The organism is Shinella curvata (assembly GCF_022899935.1).
In the GTDB taxonomy this organism is placed as follows: Bacteria; Pseudomonadota; Alphaproteobacteria; order Rhizobiales; family Rhizobiaceae; genus Shinella; species Shinella curvata.
Map to the genome: position 1 here is coordinate 158,543 of NZ_JALJCJ010000006.1, position 12,218 is coordinate 170,760.

The following is a 12,218-nucleotide window of genomic DNA, read 5'->3' on the forward strand; positions in this document are numbered from 1 at the left end:
GCCCGTCACGCCCCCGCGGTCGTCACATTTCGCCCCCGCGCGACCCAGGTTGCCCCTTCCCGTTGGTGCAGGAAGCCGTTCGAGAAGCGCACGCCAGGATAGACCGTTGCCAGTTCCACCAGCGCTTCGTCGCCCCCTATCCGGCCATCGAGCACCGCCCGATAGAGCGATGCGACGCGGACTATGTCGCAATCCTGCGGCGAAAGGCGGATGCGGGCGAGGCCGGCCTCGACCAGCGGCAGGAGATCGTCCAGCAAGACGGCACAGCTGCTCGACATGGTCTGCACACCATTGAGCACCAGGAACGACTGGCGGTCGAGCGTGCGTAGCGGCAGGCCATCCGGGTCCTCGCCGCAGATGAATTGACAGCTGTCCTTTGTGAGACCCTTTGACCGGGCATGGGCGCATCGCGCCGAAATGGCGAGCGGCATGCGGCCGAACGCAAAAAGCTCAAAGGAAAAGTCCGGCATGGCGTTCAGCATCCGCTGGATGGAGGCGGCGGGAAGTTCTGGCGGCAGGCAGATGTTTTCCGCCCCGCGCGCGGCAAGCGTACGTGCCGTCGCGGCATTGTAGACATTGACCAGCGGGCCGATCGAATGCGCCACCCCCTTGAGGAGACCAAGCGCGGAGAGATCGTTCGCTTCCACCGAATGAGCGCTGTCACGGATGAGCTCGCGAACATGCCGGCTTTCACGTTCCAGCGTCACCATGGCAAGGGTCGAGAACGTCACCCGCTTGCCGGCGGCCTCCAGCCGCTCAATGACCTCGGCGACATGCGGCTCGCTGAAATGCTGGCGCTTGAAACAGACCGTCTCGCCGATCGTGACATGTTCAACCGCGGCTTCATCGGCAATGCGAAAATAGAAATCCCGCCATTTCGGCCCATCCCACAGATAATAGATCGGCCCCAGGCTCAACGCCGCGCGCTTCGTTTCCATCCAGTCGTCTCCTATCGCCAGCGTTTGTCGTAAGCGCCAGAGGTCGTGCGCTGCCCCTCGCTCATCACCCGCAGCCGGGAAACCAGCTTGGCCCGTTCTGCCGGGCCGGCGTCGAGTGCCCTCTTCAGGGACGACACGACCTCCGCGACATAGGCCTTGCCACGTTGCCGCCCTTCGATCTTCAACGCCGAGACGCCGGCCGCCCTGAGAGCGTCGATCTCGTCGATCACATCGAGCGAAACCGGATCCTCGAAAGCGTATCCCTCCGTGCCGCCGACGTCGAAGCGTCCCTTGCACAATGTGGGATAGCCCGAAGCCTCGCCGGGACCGAACCGGTTGATCGTATAGGCGCCAAGTTCGGAGACCAGCGTCCCGCCCTCCTCCCGGTAGCGAACATGGCTCGCCGGCGAGCAGACACCGGACATGTTGGGTGACTTGCCCGTCGCATAGGAGGAAAGCGAGCAGCGCCCCTCCGCCATCACGCAGAGGCCGCCGAAGGCGAAGACTTCGACCTCGCAATCGATCTGCCGTGTCAGCCGGGCGATATCCTGCACCGTCAGCACGCGCGGCAGCACCACGCGCTTCACCCCGAAGGCCTCGACGAGAAAACGGATCGCATCCGGGTTCGAAGCCGACGCCTGGACGGAGACGTGCAGCCGCTGCTCCGGATATCGCTCCGCCACGTAGGCCATCAGCCCGAAATCGGCGAGGATGAGCGCATCCGCCCCCATCTCCACCGCGTCGTCGGCAGCGCGGTACCAGAGCGCTTCGTCGCCCGCCCGCATGAAGGTGTTGAGTGCGATGAAGGTCTGCACGTTCCGGCCGTGGGCGAGTGCTATGGACTGGCGCAGTTCGTCGCGGCTGAAGTTGAGACCGGGAAAGTTGCGGGCATTGGTCTCGTCGCGGAAGCCGCAATAGACGGCATCCGCGCCGGCATCCAGCGCTTCGCGGAAGGCTGCAGGCGTACCGGCGGGGCAGATCAGTTCCATGTCGCCTGCCTTTCTGCGAGCATGTGGGTGCGGATATGACGCGCCGCGCCGGTCACCAGCGGCGAGAACGGCCCGGCCAGCGCACCGAGTTCGCGTGGCAGATCGATCGCGCTGTCATCCAGCGCGTTGCGTAGCGCCAGCATCGCCTCCATGTCGCCGATGACGGAAAGATCGCGAGAAAAGAACAGCGCATCGGCATCGCAGCGCCCTTCCAGCAGGCCGAGAAGAAGCGCGAGCGGCCCCTCGATACGCGCATCAGCCGGTGGAGGTTCGCCGCGCGAGACGGAAAGCGTCTGCGCCGCCGGCACCACGCGAAAATGCAGCGACAGATCGGATGGTGAAAAGCAGTAGCATGTCTGCCGGTAGTCGCCGAGCCTCTCGAAGAGACCGGGGTGGGCCTTCAGTACACCGGAAAATATCCCGCGCGCCGCACGCTCGACAAGCCAGAGCGGTAAGAATTCGACGGGTTTGGCAAGGAGCGGGGGGAGCTTGGGCATGCGGGCTCGCTTTGGCGGGACTGGATGTGCAAAGCCTAGGGAGCGTCGGCTCGCGGGAATTTGCGCCAGCACAAAGACCGGGACGTTTTTCCCCGGCAGAGGTTCGGCATGAAAGCCGATGTCCGCATTCCACGCCGCTACGACAGCCTGCAGGATTTCGTTGCCCTGCTCGAAGACCGGGCGCGGTTGAAGCGTATTCGCGAGCCCGTCTCGCTGGTGCACGACGTTACCGAAATCCATCGCCGCGTGCTGATGGAGGAGGGACCGGCCCTGCTTTTCGAGCGGCCCGTCGATGGCGCCGGCAACGTCCAGCCGATACCACTGCTTGCCAATCTCTTCGGCACCCGCGAGCGGATCGAATGGGGTTTCGGTCTCGAAGCCGGTACGCTGCCGCGTCTTGCCGCCTTTCTTGCGGATCTGCGTGAGCCCAAGCCGCCGCGTTCGGTGCGCGATGCCTGGCAGAAGCTGCCGCATTTGAAGGCGGCGCTTTCGATGAATCCGCGCACCGTCTTGCGTCCACCCTGCCAGCAAACCATCTGGCAAGGCGAGGCCATCGATCTCGACCGGCTGCCGATCCAGACATGCTGGCCCGGCGAACCCGCCCCGCTCGTCAGTTGGCCGCTTGTCATCACGCAGGCGCCCGATGATGCATCCGATATCAATGTCGGCGTGTACCGCATGCAAAAGCTCGGTAAGGATAGGCTGATCCTGCGCTGGCTCGCCCATCGCGGCGGCGCGCGCCATCATCGGCTCTGGCAGGCGCTTGGGCGAAACATGCCGGTCGCCGTCGTCATCGGCGCGGACCCGGCGACCATCCTCTCCGCGGTGATGCCGCTGCCGGACGGTATGAGCGAGCTCGCCTTTGCCGGCGTCCTCAGCGGCCGGCGACAGCAGACAGCGCCGGGTGTAACCGTACCCATCCCCATCCCCGCCAGCGCGGAGATCGTGTTGGAAGGCATCGTTTCCGCACACGAAACCGCCGAGGAAGGTCCCTACGGCGATCATACCGGCTACTACAATTCCGTCGAAACCTTCCCGGTCCTGACGCTATCGGCGATCACCATGCGCAAAAACCCGCTCTATCTCTCCACCTATACCGGCCGGCCGCCGGACGAGCCGTCCCGTCTCGGCGAGGCGATGAACGAACTCTTCGTGCCTTTGGTGCGCCGTCAGTTTCCCGAAATCCGGGGCCTCTGGCTGCCGCCCGAAGCCTGCTCCTACCGCGCCATGGTCGTCTCCATCGACAAACGCTATCCGGGTCAGGCGCGGCGAGTGATGATGGGCCTCTGGTCGATGCTGCCGCAGTTCAGCTACACCAAGTTGATCATCGCCGTGGATGACGACATCAATGTCAGGAGCTGGGGGGATGTCATCTGGGCGCTTTCCACCCGGTTCGACGCCAGCCGCGACCTTATGCTCGTCGACAACACGCCGATCGACTATCTCGATTTCGCCTCACCAAAATCCGGCCTCGGCGGCAAACTCGGTCTCGACGCCACCACGAAAATCGGCGCCGAAACCGACCGGGAATGGGGCCGTGCTCTCACCATGACGCCGGACGTGACGGCGCGGGTCGACGCACTCTGGAACCGGCTTGGCCTCGGGGAGACGACAACATGACCATAGAGCGCATCATCGTCGGCATTTCCGGCGCCTCGGGTGCTGCACTCGGCGTGCGTATCATCGAACGGCTCGCAGCGCTTCCCGACATAGAGATCCATCTCGTCGTCTCCGACCCGGCACGGCGCACGCTCGCGCTGGAATGCGGGATCGATACGATCGAGAGCCTGACACCCCTTGTCCATCACCATCACCCGATCGGCGACATCGGCGCCTCCATCGCCAGCGGCTCCTTCCCCGTGCGCGGCATGATCGTGGCACCCTGCTCGATGCAGACCCTGTCGGCTATCACCACCAGCCGGGCCGATACCCTGCTCACCCGCGCGGCCGACGTGCAATTGAAGGAACGCCGCCGTCTCGTGCTGCTGGCACGGGAGACCCCGCTGCATCTGGGTCATCTGCGGGCGATGGTCGCGGCAAGCGAGATGGGCGCCATCATCATGCCACCCGTCCCGGCTTTCTATCATTGCCCCGGCTCCGTTGCCGACATCGTCGACCACCTTGCCGCCCGTGCGATTGATCTCCTTGGAATTCCGATCGACCCTCTGGCGCGCGCCTGGACCGGATCTGACGCGGCGAATAGCCGATAGATTTGCAGACGCCTTCTTTCCCGATCTTGCTGCGGGAAGAGCCTCATGAGCAAACGCCGGCTTCGCAATCTACCAGCGTAGCCAGCGGTGACCAGCGGCCGCGCCTGCAGCCGTTACGATAGAGATCGCGAGTGTGTACCAGGTCGCAAGGAACAGCGGGCTGTCATCGGGGCAGTGCCAGGCATAGATGGCAGCGGCCATAGCGCCGGCGGCAAGTCCCGCAGCAGCACCGGCCGCCATCGGATTTGCAGGAGCGCCTTTTTTCAGCGCCCAGAACAGGCCCACCAAGGGCACCAGCGACAGGACCGGAACGAAAAACAGGCAGAACAGGGCATTGCGGCCGAGGAGATTGGCCCGCCAGGTATCGACCGGCAGCACGACAAGCTCCGCGATAACGGCAGAGACGACCATCAGCACCGGTACAGCGAGCAGGCACACCGGGACACGCAGCTCTTCGCCCGGTCGGCCGACGCGCATGGCGAGACGCATCGCAAGGATGGCGAGGAGGATCGTCACGACGATCTTGAAGACCACCCGGGCAGTCTCGAACACCGTTGCCAAATTGTGCCGCAGGCCGACGGTGAAGACGAGCAGGAGAGCGGAAAAGACGAAGCCGGCGGCGAGTGCGATGACGATCGCGCGGCCATAGCGCATGCCGACCGGGGCATCTTGCGTCATCAGAGTGATCAGGTCATCCGTCTTCATGTCATTTGCTCCGATAAAGCGCGGCCAGGGATTTCAGCGCCCGGTGAAGGGATACGCGCACGGCAACCTCCGTCATTTTCAGCCGTGCCGCCGTTTCCCGGATCCCCGCCCCCTCAATCGAGATGGAGCGCACGATGTCACGCTGAGGATCCTTCAGCCGTGCCAGCACCGTCTCGGTGTCGAGCCGATCGGCGGCCTCGTGCGTTTCGCTTTCCGCCTCCAGAAACGCCGAGACGTCATCGATCGGCACATTCAGGTGCCGCCCACGCCGGCGCAGGCTGTCGATCAGCTTGTTGCGCACGATCGTCGTCAGCCAGGGGCCGAGCGGACGGGTGGGATCCCAGGTGCCGCGTTTCAGATGGATGGCAAGCAGGACCTCCTGCACGACATCCTCCGCCTCGCTCGGCGGCGCGCCAAACTGATCACAGCGCCGCCGCGCCATGCTGCGCAAATGCGGGGTCACTGCGAGAAGGAAACGGTTGTAGGCCTGCGCATCGCCCTTCATGGCGAGGCGCAGCCAGGCGGCCCATTCCTCTTCGCGCATCGACTGTTTCACCACTGACTGCTCTACGTCCGGCAACACGACTTTGTTACCACGTCCGCAAGAAGAAATTCTTAGTGCACATAACCATTTGAAGCGATTGTGATTTTTTGTCGAACACCGACATGCCGGAGCAGTCGCTCAAAAAAATCGACACCCTGTCCTGTAACATCGGGCAGGCGCCCTCCGTAGCCGTCGATGCACAGCTAAACACGGTTGCACCAACGGAGACGAAACATGAAGACCACGATCGCCACCCTCGCCCTTGCCGGTTCGCTTGCGTCCGCTCTTGCCGCCATCGCCACGCCTGCCGCCGCGGAGGATGCCAAGGAAAAGTGCTACGGCATCGCGATGAAGGGGCAGAACGACTGCGCCGCCGGTCCGGGCACGACCTGCGCCGGTACGTCGAAGATCGATTACCAGCAGAACGCCTTCAAGCTGGTACCCAAGGGTACCTGCGTCTCGATGAAGACCCCCACCGGTCACGGCATGCTGGAACAGGGCCCCGCTCCGGCCTGAGGCCCGCCCGGCGCCCCTCACGGACGACGCCCACGGGCGTCGTCGCTTCGCTCCAGAAAGGCATCTCATGATCCCCTCCGCTCTTCCACGCCGCGCGGGCGTCGGTTTCAAGCCCGAGCATTTCGCCGACATTCTTGCCGAACCGCAGACGATCGGCTTCTTCGAGGTCCATGCCGAGAACTACATGGGCGCGGGTGGTCCGCCACATGCCCAGCTTGGCAAGTTGCGGGAAGACTATGCGCTTTCCATTCACGGCGTCGGCCTTTCGATTGGTTCGATGCAGCCGCTCGACCGCGACCACCTCGCCCGGTTGAAGACGCTGTGCGACCGTTACCGGCCTGAAAGCTTTTCCGAACACCTGGCGTGGTCGAGCCATGACGGCGTGTTTCTCAACGATCTCCTGCCGCTGCCCTATACCCGGGAGACGCTCGACCGCGTGATCGAGCATGTCGACCAGGTGCAGGCGACGCTCGGCCGGCAGATGCTGCTCGAAAACCCCGCCACCTATCTGCTGTTTGCCGAAAGCACGATCGAGGAAACCGACTTCCTTGCGGAGATCGCGCGGCGCACCGGCTGCGGCCTGCTGCTCGACGTCAACAATGTCTTCGTCGCGGCAACGAACCACAATCTCGATCCTCGCGACTATATCGCCCGCTTCCCGCTGGAAGCCGTGCGTGAAATTCACCTGGGTGGCCATTCGGAAACCATCGACGACCACGGCGCCTGCCTTCTGATCGACAGCCACGACACCCCCGTCAAAGATCCCGTCTGGGCGCTTTACGAAACCGTGATCGGCCGTCTCGGGCCGGTTGCAAGCCTGGTCGAGTGGGACAATGATCTGCCCGCCTGGCCGATGCTGCGCGCCGAAGCCGAAGCCGCGCAGCACATTCTCGATCGCGCCGCGCAACAGAGGGCAGCATGACGATGTCAGCCGCCACCCAAAACGCCTTCGCGATAGGCCTTTTCTCCACCACCCCACCACCGTCCAGCCTTACGGCATGGAACGGCACGGCCCTGGAGCGGCGCTACTCAGTCTACCGAAACAATATCATCGCCAGCCTGACCGAGGCCCTGGTCTCCCGTTTCCCTGCAGCCCTCAACATTGTCGGGCCGGATTTTTTCCGCGCCATGGCACAGGCCTTCATTCGGCTCCATCCACCTCGCTCGCCGCTGCTTTTGGCCTATGGCGATGATTTCCCGGATTTCGTCGCCGGTTTCGAGCCAGCGCGCGAGCTTGCCTACCTGCCGGATGTGATGCGGCTGGAAGTCGCCAGGGGGCGTGCCTATCACGCGGAAGAAGCGGTACCGCTCGAAGCGCGGACCCTAGCGGATGTTGAACCGCACCGGCTTCGGACGCTCATCTTCAAGCCGCACCCTTCCCTTTCGGTCATCTCGTCCCCTTACCCCGTTGCAACCATCTGGGCCATGAACAGCGGTGGCCGGCCGCTCGCGGCATTGGACGACTGGCTGGGCGAGGATATCCTTGTCGTGCGTCCGCGCATGACCGTCGAGATGTCCGGCCTGCCGCCGGGCGGCGCAGCCTTCTTCCGGCACCTCGCTGCCGGCGTAAATCTTGCCGGCGCAGCAGACGCCGTGCAGCACGCAGAAGCGCGTTTCGATCTTTCAGCCAACCTTGCGATCCTGCTCCGCTCAGGAGCATTCACCGCCTTCAGCCAGGGGACCAGCGATGAAAACCGACACGATGCCTGACCTCGCCCCATCCCTGCCGCGACGGCTTTTCTGTCTGGGGCTTCCCGCATTCGAGCGCATTCCCAACGATCTCATTGCATTGATCGCGCGGTTCTCGATTGCCGCCGTCTTCTGGCAATCCGGACAGACCAAGGTCGACGGCTGGATGCTTTCCGAGAATGCGCTCTATCTCTTCGAGAACGAATACAAGCTGCCATTGATCGATCCGTGGCTCGCCGCACATCTCGCTGCCTTCGCGGAGCATTTTTTCCCGGTGCTGCTCGTCATCGGCCTCGCCAGCCGCCTGTCCGCGCTGGCTCTGCTCGCGATGACACTCGTGATCCAGATTTTCGTCTATCCCGGTGCCTGGCCGACCCATGGCACCTGGGCAGCCTGCCTGTTGCTCATCGCGGCGCGTGGTCCCGGCATGGTTTCCCTGGATGCAGCCCTCCTTCGCGCCTTTCCGGTGCGAACGCTCAAACAGCTTTTGTAAAGTCACCGGCACAATCGCTACGCTCACCACGCGCACTGGTTATCAAATCCGGCCCGACACAACCAAGTCGCGGCAACAACGCCACTATTGGAAAAAATAGGTTGGATTTGCTCTGTCAGACCAGCGGATCGACCGCGACAGACGTCATACTTCGCGCTATGTTCAACTAGAGGAAGAACAGAACACGCCGGGCCACACCCTTGAACGAACATGCGATTTCGCCCCACGTCATCGTCACCGATGACGACGAGGACCTGCGGGAGATGGTCTCGGACTATCTCGCCGGCCAGGGATTTTCCGTGCGTGGCGTGGCAAGCGGCGCAGCTCTCGATGCCGCGCTGTGCGAACGGCCGGCAGATCTGCTGATCATCGACCTCAACCTGCCGGCCGAAGACGGTTTTTCCATCGCCCGGCGCATCCGTGCCGGGTCCGCCGTTCCCATCATCATGCTCACTGGCGCCACCGATGTGGTGGACCGGGTCGTTGGGCTGGAAATGGGCGCGGATGACTACGTGACCAAACCCTTCGACCTGCGCGAGCTAAAGGCCCGCATCCGCGCCGTCCTGCGCCGCGGCACGAACCAGCCGCCCGAGCCCGTCGCCCAGTCTGCCCCCGCAGCGGGCAAAGGCCTCGTAACCTTCGGCCGGGCACAGCTCGACCTCGAAGGTCATTGCCTCATTCTCGAAGGCGGGACACGCGAGACGCTGACTGCCATGGAGTTCGACCTGCTGCGTGTGCTGGCCCAGCATCCCAACCGGGTGCTGAGCCGCGACCGCCTGCTCGACCTTGCCCACAACCGCGACAACGAGCCGTTCGACCGATCGATCGACGTTCGCATCACGCGCCTGCGCAAGAAGATCGAAGCCGATCCCGCCAAGCCGGCGACCATCAAGACCATCCGCGGCGTCGGCTACATGTTCGTCACCAATCGCGGCACCTAGAGCGTTTGCACGTTCGCCGGGCCGGCTTCAAGCCGGCACGGTCTCGGGTTCATAGGCCGCGCGCATCATCACAGCGGCGACGAGTTGGTACGTCTCCGTCCAGGCATTGCGGACCTCGGCGGTGAACCGCTCACCGAAGGAAAGCGACAGGGTCTCGATCAGCGCCTTGCCCACCGTCTCATAGTGGCCACGCTCGACGCCATAGGTGACGTGCTTGACGGCAAGGCCCTCCAGCACGGGCACGAGCGCATCGAGCTTGCGCAGCGAATTGACGGCAAGCGCCAGCGCCGCCATCAGCTTGCGACCCTGTGCGGACATGTCGGACCCCGTGAAAAGCCGCCGCAGCGACGGATCGTTGACGAAGAGCCGTTCATAAAACAGCGCAGCGGCGGTTTCCTGCGAGGCCCTGACCTCGGCGAATGTGGTTTCAAGCAATGCGATCTTGTGGTCATCCATGATACGGGCTCCAGCGGTTGTTCGATGGCGCCACTCTAGACGACGGTGGTTTCCGGCCTCGATCCGGCATGTTTCAACTGTTTCAGCGCGGCGTCGTCAGATCGTCAAGGAAAGCCTCGATATCGCCGGGCGTGAACGGTTTCTCGATCATCGGACAGCCCGAGCGGGCGAGGAAGCGGCCGGCGAGCGGTCCGAGGGTGTCGCCCGTCACGAAGCCGATCCGCCCGGCCAGTGCCGGATGGCTCTCCTGGAGCCAGTCGTAGAGGCCGGGGCCATCGCCGGCGGGCATACGGATATCGCAGAGGATCGCGTCGAACTCGCCACCCCGCGCGGTAATCCGGCCCCGCGCCTCGTTTCCGCCATGGGTGACGGTGACGGCGTAGCCGAGGCGTCCGGCAATCTCCGCCAGTAGTTCGGCGATCGCCACGTCGTCATCGACCACCAGAAGGTGTCGGTCGGGCGCCGGCCGATCCGCCTTTGCCGCCGGCCGGGCGCTTTCCGCCTCGTTCGGCTGCACCGCTTCACAAGGGAGCCGGATGATGAAGCGTGCTCCACCGCCGGGCGCGTCGCCGAGCATCAGGCTGCCGCCATGAGCCTCGACAAGCCCTTTCGATACCGCAAGGCCGATACCGGTGCCCGCCCCCTGCGGCTTGGTGGTGAAGAACGGATCGAAGATACGGCTGCGGATGGCCTCGGGCACGCCGGGACCGTTGTCATCGATGGTGAGCGAAACCGCGCTTTCTGCCCGATCGACAGCAATACCAACCGTGATCTTTCGGTCCACACCGCCCCCCTGCTCCAGCGCCTGCTGGGCGTTGACGAGCAGATTCAGCACGACCTGATGGATCTGGCTGGAATCGAGCGCCAGCACCGGCAAGTCCTGCGCCCAGCGGCGTTCCACCGTGATGCCGGCGGCACCCATCGTATAGCCAAGAAGTTCGACGGCCTCGTTCACCACGGTCTCCAACCGCGTCGGCGTGCGTTCCGCCTCACGCTGCCGCGCCATGTCGAGGAAGCTGCGCACGATGCGCGCACAACGGTCGGCCGCCGTCGAGATGCGCTCGCAGCGGCGCACGAGACCGTTCCAGTCGGCGACGGTTCGCTCTTCCATCGCCTCGCGCATCATCAACGCCTGCCCGGTGATGATCGACAGGGGATTGTTGAGTTCATGGGCGACGCCTGCGAGAAGCGAGCCGAGCGCCGCCAGTTTTTCCTTCTGATGGAGCGCGTTCCGCTGCTCGCGGATTTCCGCCTCGGCACGCCGGGCTGCCCGCAGGTCGCGGATATGGGCAGCAAACAATCGCCGGCCGCCGAGCGTGACATCCGTGATGGCGAGCTCGATGGGGATCAGCTCCCCCGTCGAAAGCATCGCCGGCAATTCCAGCCGCTTGCCGAGCACACGACCGGCGCCTGTCGCAAGATAGGTGGAAAGACCGTGCTCATGCGCGGCGCGATGTTCAGGCGGAATAATCAGGTCCGCGATGGGGTCGCCGATGACGGCGTTTCTGTCGTACCCGAAGATCGCTTCCGCCGCCGGGTTGAAATCCACCACAAGTCCATCACCGTCGATGACGACGATGCCGTCGAGCGCCGTGCGAACCACCGCCGCGTGATAGGCTTCAAGTTCACGGAACTCCGACGGTGTATTCATGCGCAGTCCTTCCGGGAAGCCGGGCGCGCCCGAAAGAACCGGGTTTGCCACGGAATGGTGGCGGGGTCACGGAAGACTAGCCGGCAAGTGTTTCGCTTGTGTTTCAGGCGCCGAACGGACGGTGCAGGCAGGCTTACTGCAAAGGCACCACGCGCAGCGGCGTGGCGTAGGGTTCGACCCGCAAATTACCCTGCGCCGACAGGCTGATCTTTGCCAGCGGCGCGTGCTCCAGCGCGCCATCCTCCGCCTTGCGCACGGCATAGCGCCAGACCGTCATCGTGCCGCGATCGTGCAACGCCTTGCCGATAGCACCGGCGTCCTCGCCGAGCACCGCATCCTCTGGCGTCAGGGCCGCGACGATCTCCTCGTTCTCACGGACAAAGTTGAAAAGCTTGGTGCCCTCTGCCGCGAAGACGGGCGCGGCGAAACCCAAGGCAACGCCCAGGACGAGGGCGCGGGTAAAGACGGGTCGAATGGCTGCAAACATCGGATGATCCTCTCCTTGATCTGCCGACACTTTGCCAGACGACGGTTTCAACCATTTGTGCCGCGTATTTCAGCCAGGTTTCAACGACCGGAAACGCTCGCC

Annotated in this window: 15 protein-coding genes; 7 read left to right on the forward strand and 8 right to left on the reverse strand. The window is 64.0% G+C overall.

Annotated elements, in window-relative coordinates:
• Positions 1-5 precede the first annotated feature (5 nt).
• Genes ubiV through ubiT form a run of 3 tightly spaced genes read right to left on the reverse strand, consistent with a single transcriptional unit; the run spans position 6 to position 2,424 of the window.
• Positions 6-938 carry a ubiquinone anaerobic biosynthesis protein UbiV gene (ubiV, locus tag MUU55_RS21565; protein ID WP_244762840.1) on the reverse strand — a complete coding sequence of 311 codons (933 nt, stop codon included), beginning with the start codon at positions 936-938 and terminating at the stop codon, positions 6-8.
• An 11-nt stretch (positions 939-949) separates the two neighbouring features.
• Entirely contained in the window at positions 950-1,927 is a 978-nt protein-coding gene (gene ubiU / locus MUU55_RS21570) for a ubiquinone anaerobic biosynthesis protein UbiU (RefSeq protein WP_244762841.1), read from the reverse strand.
• Entirely contained in the window at positions 1,918-2,424 is a 507-nt protein-coding gene (gene ubiT / locus MUU55_RS21575; RefSeq protein WP_244762842.1) for a ubiquinone anaerobic biosynthesis accessory factor UbiT, read from the reverse strand. The genes ubiU and ubiT overlap by 10 nt, the downstream gene beginning before the upstream one ends.
• Before the next feature lie 108 nt (positions 2,425-2,532).
• On the opposite strand from ubiT, the gene MUU55_RS21580 reads away from it, so the two are divergent.
• Both MUU55_RS21580 and MUU55_RS21585 read left to right on the forward strand, forming a co-directional pair.
• Positions 2,533-4,044, forward strand: coding sequence for a UbiD family decarboxylase (locus MUU55_RS21580; RefSeq protein ID WP_244762843.1), 1,512 nt, complete (start codon positions 2,533-2,535; stop codon positions 4,042-4,044).
• Positions 4,041-4,634 (forward strand): UbiX family flavin prenyltransferase, encoded by a 594-nt coding sequence (locus MUU55_RS21585; protein WP_244762844.1) that lies wholly within the window; start codon positions 4,041-4,043, stop codon positions 4,632-4,634. The genes MUU55_RS21580 and MUU55_RS21585 overlap by 4 nt, the downstream gene beginning before the upstream one ends.
• Before the next feature lie 69 nt (positions 4,635-4,703).
• On the opposite strand, the gene MUU55_RS21590 is transcribed toward MUU55_RS21585, so the two are convergent.
• The gene (locus tag MUU55_RS21590; protein WP_244762845.1) at positions 4,704-5,339 is read right to left on the reverse strand and encodes an NrsF family protein; all 636 of its coding nucleotides are present in this window, start codon (positions 5,337-5,339) and stop codon (positions 4,704-4,706) included.
• Between the two features lies 1 nt (position 5,340).
• A complete protein-coding gene (locus tag MUU55_RS21595) occupies positions 5,341-5,895 on the reverse strand; it encodes a sigma-70 family RNA polymerase sigma factor (RefSeq protein ID WP_244762846.1) in 555 nt (184 codons plus the stop codon).
• Positions 5,896-6,117: 222 nt separating this feature from the next.
• On the opposite strand from MUU55_RS21595, the gene MUU55_RS21600 reads away from it, so the two are divergent.
• The 5 genes from MUU55_RS21600 (at position 6,118) to MUU55_RS21620 (ending at position 9,522) form a co-directional block, all read left to right on the forward strand.
• A complete protein-coding gene (locus MUU55_RS21600; RefSeq protein ID WP_244762847.1) occupies positions 6,118-6,399 on the forward strand; it encodes a BufA1 family periplasmic bufferin-type metallophore in 282 nt (93 codons plus the stop codon).
• 67 nt (positions 6,400-6,466) lie between these two features.
• On the forward strand, positions 6,467-7,321 hold the full coding sequence (gene bufB / locus MUU55_RS21605) for an MNIO family bufferin maturase (protein WP_244762848.1): 855 nt from the start codon (positions 6,467-6,469) through the stop codon (positions 7,319-7,321).
• Entirely contained in the window at positions 7,318-8,109 is a 792-nt protein-coding gene (locus MUU55_RS21610; protein ID WP_244762849.1) for an HvfC/BufC N-terminal domain-containing protein, read from the forward strand. Before bufB ends, MUU55_RS21610 begins: the two co-directional genes overlap by 4 nt.
• Positions 8,102-8,581 carry a DoxX family protein gene (locus MUU55_RS21615; protein WP_244763133.1) on the forward strand — a complete coding sequence of 160 codons (480 nt, stop codon included), beginning with the start codon at positions 8,102-8,104 and terminating at the stop codon, positions 8,579-8,581. The genes MUU55_RS21610 and MUU55_RS21615 overlap by 8 nt, the downstream gene beginning before the upstream one ends.
• Before the next feature lie 200 nt (positions 8,582-8,781).
• Complete coding sequence (locus tag MUU55_RS21620) at positions 8,782-9,522, forward strand: response regulator (RefSeq protein ID WP_244762850.1); 741 nt, start codon at positions 8,782-8,784, stop codon at positions 9,520-9,522.
• Between the two features lie 27 nt (positions 9,523-9,549).
• On the opposite strand, the gene MUU55_RS21625 is transcribed toward MUU55_RS21620, so the two are convergent.
• The 3 genes from MUU55_RS21625 to MUU55_RS21635 form a co-directional block, all read right to left on the reverse strand.
• The gene (locus tag MUU55_RS21625; protein WP_244762851.1) at positions 9,550-9,978 is read right to left on the reverse strand and encodes a globin family protein; all 429 of its coding nucleotides are present in this window, start codon (positions 9,976-9,978) and stop codon (positions 9,550-9,552) included.
• A gap of 82 nt (positions 9,979-10,060) precedes the next feature.
• A complete protein-coding gene (locus MUU55_RS21630; RefSeq protein ID WP_244762852.1) occupies positions 10,061-11,629 on the reverse strand; it encodes a hybrid sensor histidine kinase/response regulator in 1,569 nt (522 codons plus the stop codon).
• A 133-nt stretch (positions 11,630-11,762) separates the two neighbouring features.
• Positions 11,763-12,116, reverse strand: a complete 354-nt coding sequence (locus tag MUU55_RS21635) for a hypothetical protein (protein ID WP_244762853.1) — start codon at positions 12,114-12,116, stop codon at positions 11,763-11,765.
• Positions 12,117-12,218 lie beyond the last annotated feature (102 nt).

Excerpts from the sequence above, each read along its gene's own strand:
- ubiV (WP_244762840.1), bottom strand. The coding sequence starts at position 938 with ATGGAAACGAAGCGCGCGGCGTTGAGCCTGGGGCCGATCTATTATCTG.
- ubiU (WP_244762841.1), bottom strand. The coding sequence starts at position 1,927 with ATGGAACTGATCTGCCCCGCCGGTACGCCTGCAGCCTTCCGCGAAGCG.
- ubiT (WP_244762842.1), bottom strand. The coding sequence starts at position 2,424 with ATGCCCAAGCTCCCCCCGCTCCTTGCCAAACCCGTCGAATTCTTACCG.
- MUU55_RS21580 (WP_244762843.1), top strand. The coding sequence starts at position 2,533 with ATGAAAGCCGATGTCCGCATTCCACGCCGCTACGACAGCCTGCAGGAT.
- MUU55_RS21585 (WP_244762844.1), top strand. The coding sequence starts at position 4,041 with ATGACCATAGAGCGCATCATCGTCGGCATTTCCGGCGCCTCGGGTGCT.
- MUU55_RS21590 (WP_244762845.1), bottom strand. The coding sequence starts at position 5,339 with ATGAAGACGGATGACCTGATCACTCTGATGACGCAAGATGCCCCGGTC.
- MUU55_RS21600 (WP_244762847.1), top strand. The coding sequence starts at position 6,118 with ATGAAGACCACGATCGCCACCCTCGCCCTTGCCGGTTCGCTTGCGTCC.
- bufB (WP_244762848.1), top strand. The coding sequence starts at position 6,467 with ATGATCCCCTCCGCTCTTCCACGCCGCGCGGGCGTCGGTTTCAAGCCC.
- MUU55_RS21610 (WP_244762849.1), top strand. The coding sequence starts at position 7,318 with ATGACGATGTCAGCCGCCACCCAAAACGCCTTCGCGATAGGCCTTTTC.
- MUU55_RS21615 (WP_244763133.1), top strand. The coding sequence starts at position 8,102 with ATGCCTGACCTCGCCCCATCCCTGCCGCGACGGCTTTTCTGTCTGGGG.
- MUU55_RS21625 (WP_244762851.1), bottom strand. The coding sequence starts at position 9,978 with ATGGATGACCACAAGATCGCATTGCTTGAAACCACATTCGCCGAGGTC.
- MUU55_RS21630 (WP_244762852.1), bottom strand. The coding sequence starts at position 11,629 with ATGAATACACCGTCGGAGTTCCGTGAACTTGAAGCCTATCACGCGGCG.
- MUU55_RS21635 (WP_244762853.1), bottom strand. The coding sequence starts at position 12,116 with ATGTTTGCAGCCATTCGACCCGTCTTTACCCGCGCCCTCGTCCTGGGC.